21 protein-coding genes and 2 pseudogenes are annotated in these 20275 nt (G+C 69.4%); 18 read left to right on the top strand and 5 right to left on the bottom strand.

Annotation, left to right across the window (positions count from 1 at the left end):
* The 6 genes from HY726_14390 to HY726_14365 are packed head-to-tail and all read left to right on the top strand — an operon-like array spanning window position 1 to window position 6697.
* Window positions 1-888 carry a branched-chain amino acid ABC transporter permease gene (locus HY726_14390; GenBank protein MBI4610184.1) on the top strand — a complete coding sequence of 296 codons (888 nt, stop codon included), beginning with the start codon at window positions 1-3 and terminating at the stop codon, window positions 886-888.
* The gene (locus HY726_14385; protein ID MBI4610183.1) at window positions 885-1859 is read left to right on the top strand and encodes a branched-chain amino acid ABC transporter permease; all 975 of its coding nucleotides are present in this window, start codon (window positions 885-887) and stop codon (window positions 1857-1859) included. Before HY726_14390 ends, HY726_14385 begins: the two co-directional genes overlap by 4 nt.
* 2 nt (window positions 1860-1861) lie before the next feature.
* Complete coding sequence (locus HY726_14380) at window positions 1862-2638, top strand: ABC transporter ATP-binding protein (GenBank protein ID MBI4610182.1); 777 nt, start codon at window positions 1862-1864, stop codon at window positions 2636-2638.
* Entirely contained in the window at window positions 2631-3347 is a 717-nt protein-coding gene (locus HY726_14375) for an ABC transporter ATP-binding protein (GenBank protein MBI4610181.1), read from the top strand. The genes HY726_14380 and HY726_14375 overlap by 8 nt, the downstream gene beginning before the upstream one ends.
* 42 nt (window positions 3348-3389) lie before the next feature.
* On the top strand, window positions 3390-4655 hold the full coding sequence (locus tag HY726_14370; protein MBI4610180.1) for a phenylacetate--CoA ligase: 1266 nt from the start codon (window positions 3390-3392) through the stop codon (window positions 4653-4655).
* A complete protein-coding gene (locus HY726_14365) occupies window positions 4652-6697 on the top strand; it encodes an acetate--CoA ligase family protein (GenBank protein ID MBI4610179.1) in 2046 nt (681 codons plus the stop codon). The genes HY726_14370 and HY726_14365 overlap by 4 nt, the downstream gene beginning before the upstream one ends.
* A 15-nt stretch (window positions 6698-6712) precedes the next feature.
* Here HY726_14365 and HY726_14360 read toward each other — a convergent pair whose 3' ends face one another.
* Window positions 6713-7651 (bottom strand): LLM class F420-dependent oxidoreductase, encoded by a 939-nt coding sequence (locus HY726_14360; protein ID MBI4610178.1) that lies wholly within the window; start codon window positions 7649-7651, stop codon window positions 6713-6715.
* 58 nt (window positions 7652-7709) lie between these two features.
* On the opposite strand from HY726_14360, the gene HY726_14355 reads away from it, so the two are divergent.
* The gene (locus tag HY726_14355) at window positions 7710-8990 is read left to right on the top strand and encodes an acetyl-CoA hydrolase/transferase family protein (GenBank protein ID MBI4610177.1); all 1281 of its coding nucleotides are present in this window, start codon (window positions 7710-7712) and stop codon (window positions 8988-8990) included.
* Here the strand turns inward: HY726_14355 and HY726_14350 are convergent.
* The gene (locus HY726_14350; protein MBI4610176.1) at window positions 8977-9150 is read right to left on the bottom strand and encodes a hypothetical protein; all 174 of its coding nucleotides are present in this window, start codon (window positions 9148-9150) and stop codon (window positions 8977-8979) included. The two genes, HY726_14355 and HY726_14350, sit on opposite strands and share 14 nt — an antisense overlap.
* Before the next feature lie 238 nt (window positions 9151-9388).
* Here HY726_14350 and HY726_14345 point away from each other — a divergent pair, with 238 nt between their 5' ends.
* The 4 genes and pseudogenes from HY726_14345 (at window position 9389) to rbsK (ending at window position 12262) form a co-directional block, all read left to right on the top strand.
* Window positions 9389-9568 carry a hypothetical protein gene (locus HY726_14345; GenBank protein ID MBI4610175.1) on the top strand — a complete coding sequence of 60 codons (180 nt, stop codon included), beginning with the start codon at window positions 9389-9391 and terminating at the stop codon, window positions 9566-9568.
* Window positions 9569-9618: 50 nt separating this feature from the next.
* Complete coding sequence (locus HY726_14340; protein ID MBI4610174.1) at window positions 9619-10350, top strand: hypothetical protein; 732 nt, start codon at window positions 9619-9621, stop codon at window positions 10348-10350.
* Between the two features lie 21 nt (window positions 10351-10371).
* Complete coding sequence (locus HY726_14335; protein ID MBI4610173.1) at window positions 10372-11346, top strand: nucleoside hydrolase; 975 nt, start codon at window positions 10372-10374, stop codon at window positions 11344-11346.
* Window positions 11334-12262: pseudogene (gene rbsK / locus HY726_14330) on the top strand (ribokinase). Before HY726_14335 ends, rbsK begins: the two are co-directional and overlap by 13 nt.
* 15 nt (window positions 12263-12277) lie before the next feature.
* Here rbsK and HY726_14325 read toward each other — a convergent pair.
* The 3 genes from HY726_14325 to HY726_14315 are packed head-to-tail and all read right to left on the bottom strand — an operon-like array spanning window position 12278 to window position 14419.
* Window positions 12278-13456, bottom strand: a complete 1179-nt coding sequence (locus tag HY726_14325; protein MBI4610172.1) for a glycoside hydrolase family 3 — start codon at window positions 13454-13456, stop codon at window positions 12278-12280.
* Window positions 13440-14252 carry a BtpA/SgcQ family protein gene (locus HY726_14320; GenBank protein MBI4610171.1) on the bottom strand — a complete coding sequence of 271 codons (813 nt, stop codon included), beginning with the start codon at window positions 14250-14252 and terminating at the stop codon, window positions 13440-13442. Before HY726_14320 ends, HY726_14325 begins: the two co-directional genes overlap by 17 nt.
* Before the next feature lie 2 nt (window positions 14253-14254).
* The gene (locus HY726_14315) at window positions 14255-14419 is read right to left on the bottom strand and encodes a hypothetical protein (protein MBI4610170.1); all 165 of its coding nucleotides are present in this window, start codon (window positions 14417-14419) and stop codon (window positions 14255-14257) included.
* On the opposite strand from HY726_14315, the pseudogene HY726_14310 reads away from it, so the two are divergent.
* The 7 genes and pseudogenes from HY726_14310 to HY726_14280 form a co-directional block, all read left to right on the top strand.
* Window positions 14418-15021, top strand: a pseudogene (locus HY726_14310) (MFS transporter). The gene HY726_14315 and the pseudogene HY726_14310 overlap by 2 nt on opposite strands.
* A 237-nt stretch (window positions 15022-15258) precedes the next feature.
* A complete protein-coding gene (locus HY726_14305) occupies window positions 15259-16416 on the top strand; it encodes a patatin-like phospholipase family protein (GenBank protein MBI4610169.1) in 1158 nt (385 codons plus the stop codon).
* Between the two features lie 37 nt (window positions 16417-16453).
* A complete protein-coding gene (locus HY726_14300) occupies window positions 16454-17194 on the top strand; it encodes a ZIP family metal transporter (protein ID MBI4610168.1) in 741 nt (246 codons plus the stop codon).
* Window positions 17195-17301: 107 nt separating this feature from the next.
* On the top strand, window positions 17302-18252 hold the full coding sequence (locus tag HY726_14295) for a diguanylate cyclase (GenBank protein ID MBI4610167.1): 951 nt from the start codon (window positions 17302-17304) through the stop codon (window positions 18250-18252).
* Window positions 18249-18698: a type II 3-dehydroquinate dehydratase gene (aroQ, locus tag HY726_14290; GenBank protein MBI4610166.1), complete on the top strand. Its 450-nt coding sequence runs from the start codon at window positions 18249-18251 to the stop codon at window positions 18696-18698. Before HY726_14295 ends, aroQ begins: the two co-directional genes overlap by 4 nt.
* 66 nt (window positions 18699-18764) lie before the next feature.
* Complete coding sequence (locus HY726_14285) at window positions 18765-19805, top strand: sigma-70 family RNA polymerase sigma factor (protein MBI4610165.1); 1041 nt, start codon at window positions 18765-18767, stop codon at window positions 19803-19805.
* Between the two features lie 172 nt (window positions 19806-19977).
* A partial coding sequence (locus HY726_14280) for an acyl-CoA carboxylase subunit beta (GenBank protein MBI4610164.1) occupies window positions 19978-20275 on the top strand: 298 nt, incomplete at its 3' end.

Raw genomic sequence — 20275 nt, 5'->3', positions numbered from 1 at the left:
GTGACAGCTCCAGAGCAGCTCCTCCAGTTGGTCCTGGCCGGGCTGACCCAGGGGGCGATCTATGCCCTGATCGCGCTGGGGTTCGTCACCATCTACAACGTAACCGGCATCATCAACTTCGCCCAGGGCGAGTTTGCCATGCTCGGGGCGATGTTCATCGTGTCCCTGGTCCCTCTGGGTCTACCCCTCCCGGTCGCCTTTCTCCTCGCCGTGGCGGCGGTCGTGTTGGTGGGCGGAGCGATCGAGCGGCTCGCCATTCATCCGGCGCGGCATGCGTCGGTGGTCACCCTGATCATCATCACCATCGGCGTGGACATCGTCCTCCGGGGTCTCGCCCTGCTCGTCTGGGGGACCGATCCCTTCCCCCTGGCCCCGTTCTCCACCGGCGCGCCGTTCTCCGTGCGCGGCGCGGTCATCAGCCGACAGGCCCTCTGGATCCTGGGGACCACGGCCGCCATCCTCGCGCTCCTCTACGTCTTCTTCGAGTTCACCTATCTCGGCAAAGCTGTCCGGGCGTGCGCCATCAACCGGCTCTCTGCGCGGCTCAGCGGCATCCGGCCGGATCGAATGTCGCTCCTCGCCTTCTGCCTCTCGGCCGGGCTGGGTGCAGTGGGCGGAATCGTCATGGCGCCCCTGACCCTGGTCTCCTACGACATGGGGCTCTACCTCGGGCTCCGGGGGTTCGTGGCAGCCATCATGGGCGGACTGGTGAGCGCACCGGGAGCGGTGACGGGCGCCCTGCTGCTCGGCATCCTGGAATCGCTCTCGGCCGGGATTTTCAGAGCCGCCTATAAGGAAGCGATCGCCTTCCTCGCCCTGTTCCTGATCCTTCTCGTCCGGCCCCAGGGGCTCTTCACGCGGGCCGTGGGGACCCGAGCGGGTCTATGAGACGGCGGAAGGATCTCTTGGCGCTCGGCGCGCTGGCCCTCGGGGTGGGATGCGTCCCTCTGATCGTCGAGAGCCAGTACCAGCTGAGCGTGGGAGTCTTCATCGCCATCCACGCGGTGGTCACGATCGGGCTGTGCCTCCTTATGGGCTACGCTGGCCAGATCTCGCTGGGCCACGCGGCGTTTTACGGCCTGGGCGCGTATACCTCGGGGCTCCTGACCACGAAGTTCGGTGTCGATCCCTGGCTGGCCATGGCGGCGGCGATCGGGCTGACCGGCGCCATCGCCTATGCCTTCGGCGGTCCCATCCTGAGGCTCCGGGGTCACTACCTCGCCATGGCCACGCTGGCCTTCGGGATCATCGTGTACCTGGCCTTCGTCGAGTTCAAGGATTTCACCGGCGGGCCGTCCGGGCTCCCCGGCATCCCGCGCCTGGCGATCGGCGGCTTCGCCTTCGATAACGACGCGAAATTCTTCTACCTCGCCTGGGCGGCCGTCGTCGCGGCGCTGCTCGTCTCCCTGAACCTGGTGAACTCGCGGGTCGGGCGGGCCTTCCGCGCCATCCACGGCAGCGAGGTCGCCGCCGAGACACTCGGGGTGGACACGGCCAGGCTGAAGCTCAAGGTCTTCACGCTGAGCGCGGTTTACGCCGCGCTGGCGGGAAGCCTCTACGCCCATTACTTGACCTTCGTGAGCCCGGCGCCGTTCGGCTTCATCGCGTCGGTGGAGTTCGTGGTCATGGCGGCGGTGGGCGGGCTGGCCAGCATCTGGGGCGCGCCCTTCGGCGCTGCGGCGGTCACCCTCCTGACCGAGGCAATCCGCGACCTGATGCCGCGCGTCTTCGCCTATGCCTCGGGCGAGCACGAGGTGATCGCCTACGGGCTCCTCCTGATCCTCATCATGATCTTCATGCCTGAAGGCCTCACGGCCGGAACGCTGCGGCTTGTGCGGCGGGCCCGGGGAGCGGCATAGCTGTGCCGGCTCCGCTCCTGGAAGTCCGGGGTCTCAGGAAGGAGTTCGGCGGCGTCGTCGCCGTCGGCGGGGTGAGCTTTGAGGTCCGCTCGGGAGAGATCCGCGCCATCATCGGCCCCAACGGCGCGGGGAAGACGACCATCTTCAATCTCATCAACGGCCTCTTTCCCCTCAACCGAGGCGAGGTCCGCTTTCGCGGGCGGCTTCTGAACGGGCTCCGCCCGGCGGACCGGGCGGCCCTCGGGATCGCGCGCACCTTTCAGAACCTCCAGATCTTCACCAACATGACTGTGCTCGAGAACGTCATGGTCGGCCGCCACCGGAAAAGCGGGAGCGGCTTTCTCAGCACCGCGTTCAGGACGTCCCGCGCACGGCGCGAGGAGCGGGAGATCCTCGAGGCGGCCCGCGGCTGCCTGGACTTCGTCGGCCTGGAGGAGCGGCGCGACGACCCGGCGGGGAGCCTCCCCTTCGGCCAGCAGCGGCTCCTGGAGATCGCCCGGGCCCTGGCGATGGAGCCCGTGCTGCTGCTCTTGGATGAGCCGGCCGCAGGCCTGAATCCCATTGAGGTCGGGCGCCTCGCGGAGCTCACCTACGCCATCCGGGAGCGGGGGATTACGATCCTACTCGTGGAGCACCTGATGGATCTCGTCATGCGCGTGTCGGAGAACATTCTGGTCCTCAACTACGGCGAGGTGCTCGCGCAGGGGCCGCCGGCGGCGATCCGGGAGGACCCCGCGGTCATCGACGCCTATCTCGGCGTGGAAGAGCCCGATGCTTGAGGTGACCGACCTCGCCGTTGCCTATGGCGCGATCCAGGCGCTCAAGGGCGTGAGCCTTCAGATCCGGGAAGGAAGCATCGCCTGCCTCATCGGCGCCAACGGCGCCGGGAAGACCACCCTGCTTCGAGCGATCTCGGGGCTCCTGCCGGTCCAGTGGGGGCGCATCCGCTTCGAGGGACGGGAGATCGCCGGCCTGGCGCCGGAGACCATCGTGTGGCTCGGGATCTCGCACGTCCCCGAGGGGCGGCAGAACTTCGCCACGGTCTCCGTACGCGATAACCTCCTGATCGGGGCGTACCCCGTGTACCGGCGCTCCCGGCGGGGCGAGATCGAGGCCGCCATGGAGCGGGTGTTCCGCCTGTTCCCGATCCTCCGGGAACGGGCTAACCAGCTCGCGGGCACCCTGTCTGGCGGCGAGCAGCAGATGCTCGCCATCGGGCGGGTCTTGATGGCCCGGCCTCGGCTGGTGCTCCTGGACGAGCCGTCCATGGGCCTCGCGCCGACCCTGGTGCGAGAGATTCTCCGACAGCTCCGGCGACTGCCGGGCGAGGGCACCACGGTTCTTCTGGTGGAACAGAACGCCCGCGCCGCCCTCCGGATCGCCGATCACGGCTACGTCATGGAGGGCGGGAGGATTACCCTGGAGGGCAAAGCTCGAGACCTGGCCGAGAACGAGGAGGTAAAGCACGCCTACCTGGGCCGCGCCTGAGTAGCCTATGAGTGCCATGAGTGGTCTACAGGCATCAGCGTGATGTTCAACCCTGCGCAGGAGACGCTGGGACGCGACGCCTTGGAGCAGCGACAGCTGGAGGGCCTGCGCCGGACGCTCGAGCGTATTCGCACGAATCCCGGGTACCATGCCCGTGTTGACAGGGTGGACCCCGAGGCGATTCGGTCCCTTGATGATTGGAGGCACCTACCCTTCCTCACCAAGGAGACCCTTCGCAACGCCTATCCCTACGGGCTGGCCTGCGCGCCCCGCGAAGCATTCCTGCGTCTGCACATGAGCTCCGGGAGCACCGGGAACCCGATCCTCAACCCGTACACGCGCGGGGACATCGCCCAGTGGGCCGAGGTGATGGCGCGGTGCTACCGGGCCGCGGGCGTCACCGCCGGCGACGTCATCCAGATCACCCCCTCCTTCGGCCTCTTCACCGGCGGCTTCGGGTTCCACTACGGCGCGGAAGCGATCGGCGCCATGGTCATCCCCATCGGCGCGGGCCGGACGCTGCTCCAGCTCAGGCTGATGAAAGAGCTGAAGGCGACGGTGCTGACCGCCATCGCCACCTACCCGCTCCGGCTAATCGAGGTGGCGCGCGAGGAGGGTTTCGACCTCCGGTCCCTCTCGCTCCGGGTGGCGGTCCTCGGGTCCGAGATGTGGTCGGACGAGTTGCGGGCCAGGATCGAGCGGGAGATCTTGATCGAGACCTTTGACATCATCGGGATGACCGAGACGGGCGGGCCTGGCATGGGGATCGACTGCGAGGCGCACCAGGGGATCCACGTCTGGGAGGACCACTACTATGTGGAGGTGATCGATCCCGCGCGTGGCAGCCCGGTGCCCGACGGCGTCGAAGGCGAGCTGGTGGTCTCGACACTGACCCGTGAAGGGCTCCCCTTGGTCCGCTACCGGACCCACGACCTCACCCGCGTGGTGAGCCGGGAGGGCTGCCGGTGCGGTCGGACGCACGTTCGCATCGACCGGTTCCGCGGTCGCACCGACGACATGGTGATCTACAAGGGCGTGAACTTCTACCCCCGCCAGCTCGAGCAGCTCCTCCTCCGCCAGCCGGGCGTGAGCCACGAATACCAGATCGTGCTCGAGGGGAATGGCGGCGAGCGGATGACGGTCCTGGTAGAGGTCGAGCCCACCTTCGATCCGGCCGCCGGCGAGCGCATCCGCCGCGAGCTGCGTGACCTCCTCGGGCTCAGCCCGGAGTTTCGATGGCTGAAGCCCGGGGAGATCCCGCGTCCCCAGGGGAAAGCGGTTCGGGTCGTCGACAGGCGGCCCAAATGACCGATCTCCGTGCACTGTTCTCGCCGCGGGCCGTCGCGGTCCTGGGCGTGTCGCGGGATCCGGCGAAGCTCGGTCACCGGCTCCTCAAAAACCTCTCCGACTACGGCTACGAAGGCGCGATCTACCCTGTCCACCCCAGCGGGGAGCCGATCTTGGAACGTCCCACGCTGCCTCAGATTGCCGATCTGCCAGAGGGGCTCGACCTGGCTCTCGTCAGCCTGCCGGCTCCGGCGGTCGTTCAGGCAGTCAAGGCGTTGGCGCGCCGTCGAGTTCGCCTTGCCGTCGTCCTCTCCTCGGGGTTCGGCGAGGTGGACGCCCGGGGCCGCGCGGCGCAGGACGAGCTGCTGGCCGCCGCGCGCGAGAGCGGGATGCGCCTTGTGGGGCCCAACTGCATGGGTGTCTACTCGAGCCACAGTAGGCTGAACGGGACCTACTTCTGGGAACTCCCGACGCAGCGCGGCGAGATCAGCGTGGTCTCTCAGAGCGGGGCGTACGGAGGCCTCATCCTCCGACACCTCGCATCCGTCGGGCTCGGTGTGGCCAAGTTCGTGAGCATCGGCAACCAGGTGGACCTGGGCGTCGAGGAGCTCTTTGGATATCTGGCCGACGACAGCGAGACGGGCCTGATCGCCTGCTTCCTCGAGGGCGTACGGGACGGCCGACGCTTCGTGGAGGCGGCGCAAAGGGCAAGCGGGATCAAGCCGGTCGTGGTCCTCAAAGGCGGTCGCACGCGGGCGGGAGACCAGGCCGCGCGGTCGCACACCGGCGCGCTGGCCGGGACATACGCGATCTATGGCGCCGCTTTCCGCCGGGCGGGAATCGTGGCCAGCGAGGAGACCGAGGAGTTCCTGGACGCGATCGAAGCCCTCGCCCGGTCGCGGCGATCCTTCCCCCGGGGCAAGGGGGTGGCGATTGTCACGGTGTCAGGAGGCCCGTCAGTGGTCGGCGCCGACGCGGCAGAAACGCTCGGCCTCGAGGTTCCCGCCTTGCCGGAGCCGTGCCGGGCCGAGCTTCGCCGAATGCTCCCACCCTTTGCGGCGACCCGCAACCCCGTGGACCTGACGCCCCAAGTCACGCCCGCGGCGATCGCCGCTGTTGCACGAGCCGTCCTCGCCCAGGGCGCGATTTCCGGAGCGCTGGCGATCAACGTGGGGCTCGACCTTCCCGAGTTCGCCCAAGGGCTGGTCCGGGCCGCGCACGAATACGGAAAGCCCCTGGTCGCGTTCACGGCGGATGCTCCGGAAGTGACGCGCTGGTTCACGGCTTCCGGCGTCCCCGTCCTTCCGACTCCCGAGCGTGCCGTGCGGGCTTATCGCGCGCTTTATGTTGCCGGCCAAGCGAGAGAAGGATGCGTTCGCGCGAATGCGATGCTTCCGCTCGCCCCCGACCTTCAGGCGCTGTTGTCGACCCGCGAAGGCGTCCTCTCCTATACGCTCGCGCGCAGGATCCTGGAAGCCACAGGGATCCCCTTCTGCCGGGAGCGATGGGCTGATTCGGCGGCCGAGGCGATCGAGGTCGCCAAGGCCCTCGGCTTTCCGGTCGTGATCAAGGCGATGCGGGACGAGCTGCTCCACAAGAGCGAGGCAGGGGCGGTGCGGGTGAACCTCCGGGATCCTCAAGACGTAGCGGACGCGTGCCAAACACTCGCGGCGCGGCTGGGACCGGTTCAGTACCTCATTCAAGACCAGGTGGAGCCGGGCGTCGAGCTCTTGATCGGCGGCCGACGCGACCCCGTCTTTGGCCCTGTGGTCGCAGTCGGCACGGGCGGGCTTCTGGCCGAAGCGGTGCAGGATGTCTCGATTGCCCTCGCCCCCCTTGGCTCCGCGGAGGCGCGCGAGATCCTCGGGCAGGGGCTCCGCGCTCGGCTTCTCCAGGGCTCCCGGGGGATGCCCGGCTGCGACGCCGAGCCGCTCGTGAGGATCCTCGTCGCAGTCGGACAGCTCCTCGCCGCCTATCCCCGCATTGCCGAGCTTGATCTGAACCCGGTGATCGCTCGGGGAGACAGGGCAGTGGGGGTGGATGCCTTGCTGATCCTCGCCTGAGTTGGCGCGACATGGCTACCGAAGGGCCGGGATGACCTCGTCGGCAAATCGCTCGATCTGTTCCAGGCGCGCCGGCCAGTGAGGCACCATGAATTGAAGCGCGATATGCGCCACGCCGATCTCGCGATACCGCGTTAGCGCTTCGCCGAGCTGCTCCGCGTTCCCGATCAACCTCCCTGCCTCCTGAGGAACCGGCTCTCGGGTGAGCTCGACAGGGAGGCAGCACGCCAGGCTGATCCCATCAGGATCTCTCCCCTGCTCGGCCGCCCATCGCCGCACGTTGTCAAAGCGGGCAGCCAGCTCCCGCGGCGTGATTCGGACGAAGTAGGGGAACCAGGCATCGCCGTATCGAGCGGCCCGCCGCTGTGCCCGCGTCCCCTCTCCCCCGACCCAGATCGGGATCCGGGGTCGCTGATACGGCTTGGGGTAGAAGGCGACCTCTCGGAAGCGGTAGTGCTGGCCGTCGAAACGAGGCTTTTCCGCGTCCCAGAGCAACTTGAGGATCTCGATCTGCTCGTCGGAGATTGCCCCCCGCTCCTTGAACGACACCCCGAGCGCGTCGAACTCCTCGACCATCCAGCCGACCCCGACCCCGAGGATCAGCCGCCCGTTGGAGAGCTGGTCGATCGTTGCGGCCACCTTTGCCGCGTAGATGGGCGGGCGGTACGGCAGAACCAGGACGCTCATCCCGAGCAGGATCCGTTCGGTGCAGCCGGCCAGGAACGCCAGGCAGGTGAGGGGCTCCAGGAAGGGACGATCGGGTGGAACGATGAACTGCTGGTCCGCGCTGTACGGGTACGGGGTCTTGATCTCCCACGGAATGACGATGCGGTCCGCGGCCCACACCGACGCGTACCCCCAGGCCTCGGCCTTCCGAGCCGCCTCCATCAGCGTGGCCGGCCCGGCGGCCCGGCCTGAGATCGGAAGAAAGACGCCGAACTTGGTCGCTGGCATGAGCGCGCGAGCGGGATCGTGTAATTTCCGGCGCCGTCCATTATACTTTGGCCCGCTGATGGGACGCCCGTTCGAGAAGCTCACGCTCGCCGAGGCCGTGGGCCGCCTCCGCCCGGGGATGAAGCTGCTGCTCCCGCCGGGGTGCGGCGAGCCGGTGGCCTTCATCGGGGAGCTCTGCCGTCAGGCCGACCGGCTCGCCCCGCTTACCCTCATGGGTGGCCTGCTCCTCGGCAACTACCCGTTCTGCCGCCCGGAGCACGGAGGACAGATCAAGTGGGTGACGTGGCAGCTGATGCCGCCCGCGGTGGCCGCGTGGGAGCGCGGCCAGGTGGAGTTCGTGCCGGCGCGCTACTTCGACACCGTCGCGCTCTTCGGGCGCGGTGGGCCGTGGGCGCCGGACGCGGTGGTCGTTCACACGACACCGCCCGACCGCTTCGGCTACCTGAGCCTCGGCGTGTCGGTGAGCTATCCGCTGCCGGCCGCCCGCGAGGCGCCGATGGTCATCGCCCAGGTCAACCCGCAGATGCCGCGGACGCTCGGCAATGCGTTCCTCCACCGCTCACAGATCAACTGCTGGGTTGAGGCGGAACATCCGCTGGTCGAGTACCCACCGTCCCCGCTGGGCGAGGTGGAGCGCCAGATCGGCCGCCGTGTGTCGGCGCTGATCCCGGACGGGGCGACCATCCAGATCGGGGTCGGCGCGATCCCGCAGGCCGTGATGGAGGCGCTCGCCGACAAGCGGAATCTCGGCGTGCACTCGATCGTGGTCGATCACATGCTCCCCTTGATTCACACGGGGGTGATCACGAACCTCCGGAAGTCGTTCCACCCCGGTCGAATGGACCTCTGCGAGGTGATGGGCACGCGGCAGCTCCTCGACTTCGTCCACGATAACCCGCTGATCAACATGGAGCCGTCCGATGTGGTCCACGATCCCCAGGTGGTGGCGCGGATCGCCAACTTCGTCTCGATCAACTCCGCGCTGGAAGTGGATCTCACGGGCCAGGTGAACGCCGAGAGCCTCGGTCCGCGGCAGCTGGCAGGGATCGGGGGCCAGGTCGACTTCGTGCTGGGGGCGTGGCGCGCCGCAGGCGGGCGCGCCATCATCGCGCTCCAGTCCACGGGCCGGGGGGGGAGCGTATCCCGGATCGTGCCCCGGCTCCGGGAAGGGACGAGCGTCACGACGCCGCGCTACCTGGCTGACTACGTGGTCACGGAGTATGGCGTGGCGGAGCTGAAGGGGAAGAGCCTCGCGGCGCGGGCGCGCGCTCTCATCGCGGTGGCGCACCCGAGCTTCAGGGAGGAGCTGGAGCGGAACCTCGGGGTTACTTCTTCTTGAGGGCGTCGATCTGGTCGAAGATCTCCTGGTCGGTGGGGAACCGGTAGGTTTCGTCCTTGTCGTAGATCAGCTTGCCGTCGACGATCACCGTGAAGACACCGCCGTGTCCCGCCGTGAGGGTGGCGGTGACACCGTACCTGTTCTTGAGCGCGGCCTGCAGACTGGAGGCCTGGGGGAGGTAGTCTCACTCGCTGCAGTACGTGATCTGGATGTTCATCCATGCCTCCTCGCTGATGGTCGGCTCTTATCTTACGGGTCCGCTCCGCGTCTGTCAAACCTGGCGCCCGCTGCTTGACCCCTCGCCGGCCGGCGGGCTAGCCTACTGCCAGCGTAGCCGACGCGCTCTCCCGGAGGCGTGGGTCGACGGGGCGGCTGCCGTGAAGAGAGGAGGCTGAGGAATGGGTTGGGCGCTGATGATGGCTGGGGTGATCGTGGGGGCGGTGTCCGGGCTCGCTGACTTGCTGGGGATCGGCGGAGCCCGAGGATTCGGCTGGAAGCAGACGGTTGGCGTCGTGGTCGGACTTGCTCTGATCGGCCTCGGCTGGTACCTCGGACGCAAACCCCCGGCGGCGAGCTGACGCCTTTGCCCATGGGTGGGCCGAGGCGCTCTGTCTTTCGCACCATCGGGATGACTGTTGGGCTTGGGCCCGCGCTGTGCCTGCCCTTCGTCACCGGATGCGCGGCACCTCCGCGGCACCGCGCCGCGGGGATCGGAGCCGCCCAAGGGCTGGACGTTCGGCTCCAGGACTACCGGGAGGCGGCCAGAGCGGGTGTCGTCGGCACCGTCACTGGAAGGGTCTACGTAGAGCGGGCCAAACCTGACGGCGCGGACACCCCTCTCGCGGATGTCGCCGTGATCCTGGTTCCGCATTCCGAGAAGCTCCTCGGAGACCTGGAGGCGCTGAAGCGTGAGGCGCGCCATTCTTTGGCCGCATACCACGACGCCGCGGCTCGGATCCAGGGCAGGCTCGAAGCCTACGGAGCCGCGGTCGCCGCCGCTGCGGGGGCACAGGTCATGCGGGCGGCGCAGGTGAACGCCGACGGGATGTTCCGCCTGGATGGGATCCCGGCCGGGCAGTGGCTTCTTTACGCCGCGCGCGCGCTCTTTGTCCCGATCCACGGCAGTGTGCCGACCAAGCAGGAACGGAAGCTGTTTCGCCTCCGGGATCCCGTCCGGGGCCACAGGGCGATCACGGCGTGGCTGCGCGAGCTGACGGTCGCTGGCGGGGAGGTGGAGGTCGTGGAGCTGACTGATCGAAACCGGTGGTTTACCGGGATGGTCGAGGAGCGAGGGCCGAACCCAATGCCGCCGAGCCGGGGGACGCGCGGAGCCCAGACGCCCCGGGACAGTCCCCGGTAGCAGCCTGACCGACCTTCCGCCGTGGCGGTTCCGCTGCTGATCGACACCGACCCGGGCATTGACGATGCCCTGGCGCTGCTCCTGGCCTTCGCTTCCCCCGAGGTCTCGGTCGAGGCCATCACGACCGTGGCAGGCAATGTTCCAGTCGACCGCTCGACCGAAAACGTCTTCCGCGTCTTGGAGGCGGTGGAGCCTGCCAGGCTCCCCGCGGTCGCCCGCGGAGCCGGGGCGCCTCTCGTGCGTCCGCTGGTCGCCGCCGGTCATGTCCATGGCGAGGACGGGCTGGGGGACCTCGATCAGTTCAGGAACCTCGACGGGAGCCCCCGATACCCACCGGTGACGGTGCACCTGTCTTCGGTCGACGGCCCCGACCTGCTCCTGGAGTCCGCGCGCCGCTTCGCCGGCGAGCTGGTGGTCGTCGCGCTCGGCCCGCTGACGAACCTGGCCGTCGCCCTCCAGCGTGACCGCGCGAGCCTCGCCTCGCTGCGGCGCGTAGTCGTCATGGGCGGTGCGGTAGCAACTCCGGGCAACGTGACGGCGGCCGCCGAGTTCAACTTCTACGTGGACCCCGAGGCGGCGGCCCGGGTCCTGCGCGCCGACCTGCCGCTCGAGCTCGTCCCGCTCGATGTGACCCGCCAGGTGGTGCTGACACGCTCGGTCCTGGAAGCCCGCCTCGATACCTGCCCGGTTCGGCTCGCCCAGTTTGTCTCCGACTTCACGCTGAAGGGGTTCGCCTTTGGCGCGAGCGTCGGGGACGGCGGTCTCACGCTCCACGACCCGCTGGCCCTGGCTGTCGCCCTGGACTCGACTCTGGTGACGTTCGAGTCCCTCCACGTCGAGGTCGAGTGCGAGGGGACCCTCACCCGGGGCATGGCAGTCGCCGACCGGCGTCCGCGGTCAGCTTCCAAACAGAGGCCGCCGAACTGCCGGGTTGCGCTGTCGGTGGACGCGGAACGCTTCCGCTCGCTCTTCCTCCGCAGGCTATGCCCCGCGTGATCGTGGTCGGTTCAGCGAACATGGACTTCACCGTGGCGGTGCCCCGGTTGCCGCGCGAGGGAGAGACGGTGATGGGCGGCACGCTCCACGTGGACCACGGCGGCAAGGGTGCGAACCAGGCTGTGGCCGCGCGGCGTCTGGGCGCCGAGGTGTGCTTCGTCGGGTGCCTCGGGCGGGACGCTCACGGCGACAGGATCGCCGAACGGCTCGCCGACGAGGGGATCGCGCCGGACGGGCTGATCCGCACGGAAGCCGCACCGACCGGCATCGCGCTCATCGTAGTGGATCCGGCGGGGAGGAATCAGATCGCCATGGCCCCCGGCGCCAACCGTGAGCTCCTCCCCTCGCTGGTCCGGGACCACGCGCGCCTCGTGGCCTCGGCCCAGGTGCTGCTCTGCCAGCTGGAGGTCCCAGTTGCGACGGTCGAGTGGGCGCTGGCCCTCGCGCGGGAGCACGGCGTCGTGACGATTCTCAACCCGGCGCCGCTCAGCCACTCCCCGACGCGCTCGTGTCGCTGGTAGACTGCCTCACGCCGAATGCCGGCGAGGCCCAGGTCCTTTCAGGGGTGACCGTGAGCGGGCCGGAGACGGCGACAGAAGCAGCCCAGCGGCTTCTGGCGCGCGGTGCCAGGCGGGCGATCGTCACGCTCGGCGAGCAGGGCGTGCTCTTCTGCGACGGGACAGCCGGAATTCACTTCCCCGCGTTCCCGGTCCAGGCGGTGGACACCACCGGGGCCGGGGACGCGTTCAACGGCGCCCTCGCCGTCGGGCTGGCGGCGGGTGGCAAATGGGAGGAGGCGATCCCTCCGGCCAACGCCGCCGCAGCACTGGCGTGCACGAAGGTTGGCGCCCAGTCCTCGCTCCCCCACCGGGCCGAGGTGGACGCATTCCTGCGAGCGCGGCGTCGCCGCACGTAACGTGCTGATCGCCGGTCATCGGCTGGAATGGTCCACCGGGCGACTCCCTCGGAAGCCGCCAACACCCGCGCGAAAGCGGTCGATCCGGGCCAGCGCCGCTTCGATCTGGGACCGGGAGAGCATTCCCCGTGCGAGAGCATTTCGGATTCCAGCCATGGCACGGTCCGCAGGGCCGGGGTCCTCGCCGGGGCGCGCGTCGGAGATGAGGAGGATGTCCACGCCCGCGCCGAGGGCGAGCACCGCTGCCTCCTCCAGCCCGAACTCCTCCGTAATGGCGCGCATCATGAGGTCGTCGGAGACCACCACACCCCGAAAGCCGAGCGCGTCCCGGAGCAGCCCGTGGATCGTCGGGCGGGAGAGGGTGGCGGGGTAGTCAGGATCCAGGTTCCGGTTGACGACGTGCGCGGTCATGACGCTGTCCACGAACCCGTGGTTGATCAGCTCCCGGTACGGGTGGAGCTCGATCTCGGGGCTGGCGGTCTCGGTGACGTCGACGAACCCGCGGTGGGAGTCCTCCCAGCTCGAGCCGTGTCCCGGGAAGTGCTTGAGCGTGGTGCGGAGCCCCGCGTCCCTGAGCGCTTGAAGATAGGCGCGCGCGTGCGCGGTGACGACCTCAGGGTCGAGCGAGAAGGCCCGGCCACGCCTCACGATCACCGGGTTCAGCGGGTTCACGGCCACGTCCACCACGGGGGCCAGCGTCCAGTTGATCCCCGCCTCCCGGAGCATCCGCGCGATCCTCAGGGCTTCAAGCTCGGTCACCGTCAGGTCTCCCAGCGTGCCGAGCTCGTGGGCAGACAACGTCGGCGAATACCCCACGCGCGGGCTCAGGCGCATAACGGCGCCTCCCTCGCTGTCCACGGCGATGAGGAGGGGCCGGCCCGCGCACCCGCGGGCGAGCGCCTGGAGGTCGCCCGTCAGCCGGCCGAGCTGCTCGCGGCTCGTGATGTTGCGGGGCGCCTGGGTGGCGGCGTCCCGCTCGAAGAGGACCACGCCTCCCACTCTGAGGTCGCAGACGAGGTGGCGGACCTGGGCGTTGCCGTCCACCTCTGTGCCGTGGAACCCCACCAGCAGGAGGTCGCCGAGCCGGCGCTCGAGGGACGGATCGAGCGACCGCGCGCTCACACAGGCAGTGAGGACCAGGATGACGGCGAAGAACGCCGCGAGCCGGGGGTTCGGGTCAGCCGCGCGCGGCATCGACCAGCCGCTTCACCCGCTCCGGGTCCACCGGATTGCCGAGGCGGCCGTCCCGCTTGAGCGACGTCCCGACGATCGCGCCGTCGGCCACGGAAAGCAGCTCGGCCACGCTCTCGGGGGTGACGCCGCTCCCGACGAGGATCGGGGTGTCCCGGACCGCGGAGCGGACCCGCTTGACGTCCTCGAGCGGCGTCGCCTCTCCCGTGGCTTTGCCCGACACCACGAGCGCGTCCGCCAGCCCGCGGCCGACGGAGTCCTTCGCCTCCTGCTCGAGCTCCGTCGGCGCCAGGGGGACGCCGTGCTTGGCCTGGACGTCGGCGAAGATCCTGACATCAGCGCCGAGGAGTCTCCGGTAACGGAGGGTGGCCGCCGCGTTCGGCTGGATGATCCCCTGGTCTGCGACCACCGCGCCCGTATGGACGTTGACCCGGATGAAGCGCGCCCCCGTGGCCGCGGCGACGGCCAGGGCGGACTGGGGGTCGTTCTTCAGGACGTTGACGCCGACCGGAAGCGGGACCACACGGCCGAGCTCGGTGACCACGCGCGCCATCGCCGCGACGGTGGCGGCGTCCACGCGCCCCCGGTGGAAGGGGACGTCGCCGTAGTTCTCCACGAGCAGCCCGTCGATGCCGCCGGCTGCGAGGGCGCGCGCATCGTCCAGGGCGTGCGCCACCACCTCCTCCATGGAGCCGCTCCACCGGGGACTCCCCGGGAGTGGGAGGAGGTGCACCATCCCGATGAGCACTCCGGCTGTGCCGAAGAGGTCGGCGAGGCCGCTCATCGGTCCGACGTCCATCCTTACATGGTCCACGCCATCTCCCAGAAGGCGTGCTCGAATCGGCTCGACATCAGGAACCGCTCGGCCATCCTGCCGCGCTCGGCGCTGGACGCGGCGGCCCCGAGCCGGTCGAGGAGCGCCTTGAGCCACTGGGCGAGCTCCCTCACGTCGTCGGAGAATCCCATGGCGCAAGTGTATCACGCGTTGTGTCGGGCGATCGCGGTGGGGTATAGTGGGACCGTGCTTCGGCAGCAGAGGATCTTCTACGGCTCGTGGGTCGCCCTCGCGTTCTCCCTGATCGTGTTCCTCTCCACCGGCATCCGCTTCACGGCGGGGCCGTTCCTCAAGCCGGTCGTCGCCGACCTTGAGCTGGACCGGGCGGGCTTCTCGCTCGTCATCTCGCTGTCGCTCTTCCTCTACGGCGCCTTCATGCCGCTCGTAGGCCGGCTGGTCGACCGCGTCGGCTCACGCCTGGTCGTGACCATCGGCACATTCATCCTGGCGGGAGCGCTGGCGGCGACAGGGATGGCGCCCGCGCTCTGGCAGCTCGACCTCTTCTACGGCGTCCTCGTGGCGGCCGGCCTCGCGGCGACGGGCCACGTCATCGCGTCGGCTATCGCGATCCGCTGGAACAACGTGGATCGCTACGGAAACACTGCAGCGGCGTCGGTGCCGATCTGGCCTGCACGAGGCCCTGCTCGCCGGGCGGATCAGGGAAGGGGACCTGGTTCTGCTGGCGGCCTTCAGCACCGGCTTCTCCTGGGGGGCGAGCCTTCTCCGCTGGTAGTGCGTCGCGCGACGGGTGGGCGGTCTCTCGCCCAGCGCGTGTCGCCCGGCTGTGAGCCTCTGAATTCAGCTCGCGGATGCCGTTTCTTTCCTCCGGGAGACTCGGTGCGCCTGACCGGGTTTCGGTAGCCAGGATTTCCGGCTTTTCAGCCCAGGGGGTAGAGTAGGAGGTAGGCTTTGACAGGCGGGCCGGGTAGGTGGGTCCGAGGCCCAGATCACCCAAGGTCGGTGGGAGGGGATGGCGAGCCCCGTGTTTGAGTGGATGAGCAGGCTCTGGCGGCGGCGCCCCGCCAAGCGGGCTCTCGCCCTGGTTGGCGGGGGCGTGATCGGCGGGATGTACGAGGTCGGGGTGCTGACCGCGCTCGACGAGTCCCTCCCGGGCTTCAGGGCCAACGCCTTCGACATCTATGTCGGGGTGAGCGCCGGCTCCGTTGTGGCCTCGCTCATGGCCAATGGCATCCGGCCCAACGAGCTCTACCGGATCCTGGACCAGGGGCTGCCCGACCCCATGAACTTCCACCAGGGGTCCGTGTATGACCGGCGCTCGTTCGGCCGGGCCGGTCGACGCTTCGGGCGGCTCCTCTGGGCTGTCGCGAAGAACCTGCTGTCCGGGTTCCGGAGCTCGGTCCCCGACCTCCTCTCGAGGGCCCAGGGGGAGCTGCCGGCCGGGTTTTTCTCCCTGGAGCAGCTCGAGACCTACATGCGGAAGACCTTCGAGGCGAAGGGGCTCTCCAACGACTTCCGCACGCTGCCGCGAACCCTGGTGATCCCCGCGGTGGACCTGGACCGGGCCGAGCGCGTGGTCTTCGGTCTCGGGGCGCTCACCGAGGTCCCGATCTCGCAGGCCATCGCAGCCTCCTCCGCGATCCCGGGCTTCTTCGAGCCCTACACGATCCGGGATCGCGACTACGTGGACGGCGGGGTCGGGTACGCTGCGCACGCCGACCTGGCGATCGACCTCGGGGCCGAGCTCATAGTCGTGGTGAACCCGCTGGTTCCGCTCACGGGCGCGGGGGCGGTGGCTCCGGGGCATCTCAAAGAGCAGGGGTTGTACTCGATCCTCGAGCAGTCGAGCCGGATCACCAGCCAGAACCTGCTCGAGCTCGGCCTCCGCGAGCTTCAGCTCAAGCATCCCCGACTGGAGATCTTCCTGCTCCAGCCGGAGGCCAAGGAGTCTCCGCTCTTCGGCCCCTCCATGGGCTTCGAAGCGAGCCGCGCCGCGCTGCGCTTCGGCTATGCGTCCACGCGCGCGTGGTTGGCGGCGCGCGGCGACGCCTTCATGCGGCGCTTCCGGCTGGCGCAGGGCGCGCCCGCGCCCGTTCCGCCCTCCTCGTCTCGACGGGCCGAGGGGCCGTCGCAAGAGCCCGCGAGCCACGAACCGACGCCCCGCGCTTGACTCACGCGGGGCGCGGCCGTAGACTGGCGATTCTCCGATGACCTCCTACCAGTGGAGCCTGGTCCTCGGCACCGTGGCGGGCTTCGCCGACCTGCTGGGCGCGCTCGTGCTCACGCGGAAGGCGCACTGGGACCGGACCTTCCTCAAGTACTGCGTCGCCGTCGGCGCCGGCTTCATGCTGGCCACGGCCTTCGTCCGGATGCTCCCCGAATCGGCGGAGAAGCTCCGCCACGCGTTCCTCTTCGTCCTCGCCGGCTACTTCAGCATCCATCTCTTCGAGCACACGGTCGCTCCCCACTTTCACTTCGGCGAGGAAGAGCACCCGGAGGCGCTGCTGGAGCCTTCGGTGGGTTACCTGGCGCTCCTGGGCCTGGGCGTGCACACCTTCTTCGACGGCGTCGCGATCGCGTCCGGGTTCCTCGTCGGCCCCTCGCTCGGCTTCCTCCTCTTTTTCGCGGTCCTGCTCCACAAGCTGCCGGAGGGATTCACGATCGCCTCGCTCATGCTGGCCTCGGGGCGGAGCCGCAGGGCCGCGGCCGGCGCCGCCGCGCTACTGGGTGGATCCACGCTGCTTGGAGTCCTCCTGACCTCGCTGCTCGCCGAGTTCGGGGGGCCCGCCCTGGCGCTCTCGGCGGGGGTCACGATCTACGTCGCCGCCTCGGACCTGATCCCAGAGGTCAACCGGGAGCGGGGCCTCGGACTGGCCTGGGCCGTGTTCGGCGGCCTGGTGCTGTTCGCCGTCGCGGACTGGGTCGTCTCCTCGGCCGGGCTGCACTGACCGGGGGCGTGCGGCGGTTCGCTTCGGCGCTCCTCGGTTGAGGCCCCGGCGGGAGCAGTGTATTCTGGTGGACCGTTGGGGGAGAGCCGGTGCCCCCGGATACGGCGATGGCCAAGCGGGCGAAGGTGCTGTTCGCGGAGGGCCCCCGCGGCGACGCAGGGATCGTCGGGCGTACGCTTGCCGAGATCGGATGTCGCGTGAAAGTCGCCGGGCCCGGACCCGACCTCCTCACGACGGCGAGGCAGTGGCGGCCGGATCTGATCATCCTGGGCGTGGGCAAGACGCGCCCGGCGCCGGCCACGGTCCTCCAGCTCCTCCGTGGCGACGCGCGTACCCGAACTGTCCCGATCCTGATCCTGCTCGACTCGCGGCCTTCGCCCAGGGCGTGGGCCCAGGCGGCGCGCGCCGATGACGTGGTGCGGCGGCCGGTGGCCACGCAAGAGCTTGCCATGCGCGTGCGGGGCCTCCTCCGGCTGAGCACGCTCGCGCGCGACACTCACCTGAAGCTCAAGCGCGTCCAGGCCCAGGCGCGGATCGACAACCTCACGGGCCTCGCCACCCACGGTGCATTCAAGGACCGCATCGTGCGCGAGCTCCCGCGCGCCGAGCGGTACCAGCGGCCCCTCTCGCTGCTCATGGCCGACGTTGATCACTTCAAGCACTACAACGACAGCTTCGGCCACCCGGCCGGTGACCGGCTCCTGCGCCTGGTCGGGCGCATGGTGGCGAGCCAGGTCCGCCAGGTGGACTTCGGGGCGCGTTATGGCGGCGACGAGTTCGCCGTCATCCTTCCCGAGACGAGCAAGGCCGCTGCGTGCGTGGCGGCGGAGCGCCTCCGCGTCGCCGTCGAGATGCACCCGTTCCCCCGCAGCCAGTCCCAGCCCCTCGGCAAGGTCACGGTGTCGGTCGGCGTCGCCACCTTTCCCGACGACGCCACCACGCACGAGAAGCTCCTCGAGGCGGCCGATCGCGCGCTTTACCAGGCGAAGGCCGACGGCCGCAACCTGGTCCGGGGCGCCGGCGACTGGTCCCCGCACGGTGCGGGGGATGAGAGATGAGGAAAGCGATCCTGGTCCTTCACGGTCCGAACCTGAACCTGCTGGGCGCCCGGGAGCCCGAGGTCTACGGCCGTCTCACGCTGGCGCAGGTGAACCGGGAGATCGAGCGCTACGCCAAGCGGCGCGGCGTGCGGATCCAGTGCCGGCAGTCCAACCACGAGGGCGAGCTGATCGAGGCGATCCAGACGGCCGAGCAGCGGGGGTTCGGCGCGATCGTGTTCATCCCGGGCGCGTTCACCCATTACGCGCTGGCGCTCCGCGATGCGGTCGCCGCCGTGCGGCTGCCCGTGATCGAGGTGCATCTCTCCAACATTCACGCCCGGGAAGAGTTCCGACGCCATTCGGTGATCGCCCCGGCCGCCCGCGGTCAGATCTCGGGCTTCGGTCTCCGGAGCTACCTCCTCGGCGTGGAGGCCGCCCTCGGCGCGATCGAGGTGCAGAAGTGAATGGGAACACCCGAGCGGCGTCTAACCACAGCGAACCCGCTGGGTGACGGCGAATGAGATCACGGTGTGAGCAGCGACGAGAGCGACCTCATCGCCAGGTGCCGGGCCGGAGACCTGGCCGCCTTCGAGCCGCTGGTCGAGAAGTACCGCCAGCGCGTCTGGCGCCTGGCGTACCGGGTCCTGGGGGACAGGGAGGAGGCTCGGGACGTGGCCCAGGAGGCCTTCGTTCGCGCGTACCAGTCGCTCGGCGAGTTCCGCGGGCAGTCGGCCTTCTACACCTGGCTCTTCAGGATCGTGGTGAACCTCGCCACCGATCGCCGACGCCAGCACACCGCTCGGCTCAGGGCCTTCGGGGGCGAGCCGGTTGCCGGGCAGGGGTGGACGCGGACGGCTCCCGATCCGGGATCGCCGCCGGACCTAGAGGCGCGGCGGGCGCAGGAGCGGGAGCGGATCGCGCGTGCGCTCGATGCCTTGCCGGCCCACCATCGAACTATTATCATTCTCTGTGACATCGAAGGGCTGTCCTACCGCGAGATCGCTGACGCGCTGGGATGCCCGATCGGAACGGTGATGTCGCGCCTTCACAATGCGCGGAAGCGCCTGCGGAGCCTGTTGACGCCCTTGCTCGGGCTCCTGCTGGCCCTCTGGTTCGGCCTGGGCGCCGCGCCGACGTGGGCCCAGGCGCCGTCCGTGTCGCTGAGCGCGCGGATCCTCTGGGCCTCCAACGCGCCCGCGGCGCCCCTGCCGCCGGGCGGGCAGGCGTTCGTCCCCGGTGGACGCGCGCAGGATGAAGCGTTTCGTCGCCACGTCAGCCGCCTTCGCCAGGTCTTCGGTTACCAGAGCTACGAGCAGCTCGATCTCATCCAGGCGCAGATCCCTCTCGGCCTCGCCCGACGATTTGCCTTGCCCGGAGGCCGGGAGCTCGAGCTCAGGCCGTCCGCCGTGAAGGGCTCGGTGGTCCGGATGGACATCAAGATCCTGAACCGCGGCGCCTCGGAAGTCTCCATCGTGGCCGACGTCCCGCCCAACCGGCCCGCCCTCGTCGGGGGTCCGCCGTACGAGGGCGGCGTCCTGATCATCGCCATCACCGCGCAGTCCCAGCCATGAGAGCCGTCGCACCAGCCCGATGTTTGTCAATGCTTCGGGCGCGGCGCGACCCGCCCGACCCAACTTCGCTGGGTACCCCGGGTGCCCGCGGCCTCACGGCATGGCCGAACCCGTCACGCTCGAACGACGGAGGGAGGTTCGGAAGGGGGGCGGAGCCCCCCTGCGAGCGCCCATGAGCGAGGAGCGCTACTGGAAGGAGCGGGCCCGGATCGAGCAGGGCCACCTCAAGTACCGGGACAAGCTTAAGGAGGAAGGCAAGCTCTTCCTCCGGGACCGCCTCAAGCTCCTGCTGGACCCCGGGGCCGACTTCGAGGAGGACTGGCTCTTCGCCCGGAGCCAGGAGGCCGAGACGCCGGCCGACGGTGTCGTCACCGGCGTGGGAAAGGTCGGCGGGCGCACCGTCTGCGTCATGGCTAACGACTACACGGTGAAGGCGGGCTCCTGGGGGGAGAAGACCGTCCAGAAGATCG

This window comes from Candidatus Rokuibacteriota bacterium, from assembly GCA_016209385.1.
In the GTDB taxonomy this organism is placed as follows: domain Bacteria; phylum Methylomirabilota; class Methylomirabilia; order Rokubacteriales; family CSP1-6; genus JACQWB01.
Note: the sequence above shows the minus strand (reverse complement) of the source record. Positions and strands in the feature narration are given on the sequence as shown.

Coding starts and splice junctions, on each gene's coding strand:
- HY726_14385 (MBI4610183.1), top strand. CDS start 885: ATGAGACGGCGGAAGGATCTCTTGGCGCTCGGCGCGCTGGCCCTCGGG.
- HY726_14375 (MBI4610181.1), top strand. CDS start 2,631: ATGCTTGAGGTGACCGACCTCGCCGTTGCCTATGGCGCGATCCAGGCG.
- HY726_14370 (MBI4610180.1), top strand. CDS start 3,390: ATGTTCAACCCTGCGCAGGAGACGCTGGGACGCGACGCCTTGGAGCAG.
- HY726_14365 (MBI4610179.1), top strand. CDS start 4,652: ATGACCGATCTCCGTGCACTGTTCTCGCCGCGGGCCGTCGCGGTCCTG.
- HY726_14360 (MBI4610178.1), bottom strand. CDS start 7,651: ATGCCAGCGACCAAGTTCGGCGTCTTTCTTCCGATCTCAGGCCGGGCC.
- HY726_14355 (MBI4610177.1), top strand. CDS start 7,710: ATGGGACGCCCGTTCGAGAAGCTCACGCTCGCCGAGGCCGTGGGCCGC.
- HY726_14345 (MBI4610175.1), top strand. CDS start 9,389: ATGGGTTGGGCGCTGATGATGGCTGGGGTGATCGTGGGGGCGGTGTCC.
- HY726_14340 (MBI4610174.1), top strand. CDS start 9,619: ATGACTGTTGGGCTTGGGCCCGCGCTGTGCCTGCCCTTCGTCACCGGA.
- HY726_14325 (MBI4610172.1), bottom strand. CDS start 13,456: ATGCCGCGCGCGGCTGACCCGAACCCCCGGCTCGCGGCGTTCTTCGCC.
- HY726_14320 (MBI4610171.1), bottom strand. CDS start 14,252: ATGGACGTCGGACCGATGAGCGGCCTCGCCGACCTCTTCGGCACAGCC.
- HY726_14315 (MBI4610170.1), bottom strand. CDS start 14,419: ATGGGATTCTCCGACGACGTGAGGGAGCTCGCCCAGTGGCTCAAGGCG.
- HY726_14305 (MBI4610169.1), top strand. CDS start 15,259: ATGGCGAGCCCCGTGTTTGAGTGGATGAGCAGGCTCTGGCGGCGGCGC.
- HY726_14300 (MBI4610168.1), top strand. CDS start 16,454: ATGACCTCCTACCAGTGGAGCCTGGTCCTCGGCACCGTGGCGGGCTTC.
- HY726_14295 (MBI4610167.1), top strand. CDS start 17,302: ATGGCCAAGCGGGCGAAGGTGCTGTTCGCGGAGGGCCCCCGCGGCGAC.
- aroQ (MBI4610166.1), top strand. CDS start 18,249: ATGAGGAAAGCGATCCTGGTCCTTCACGGTCCGAACCTGAACCTGCTG.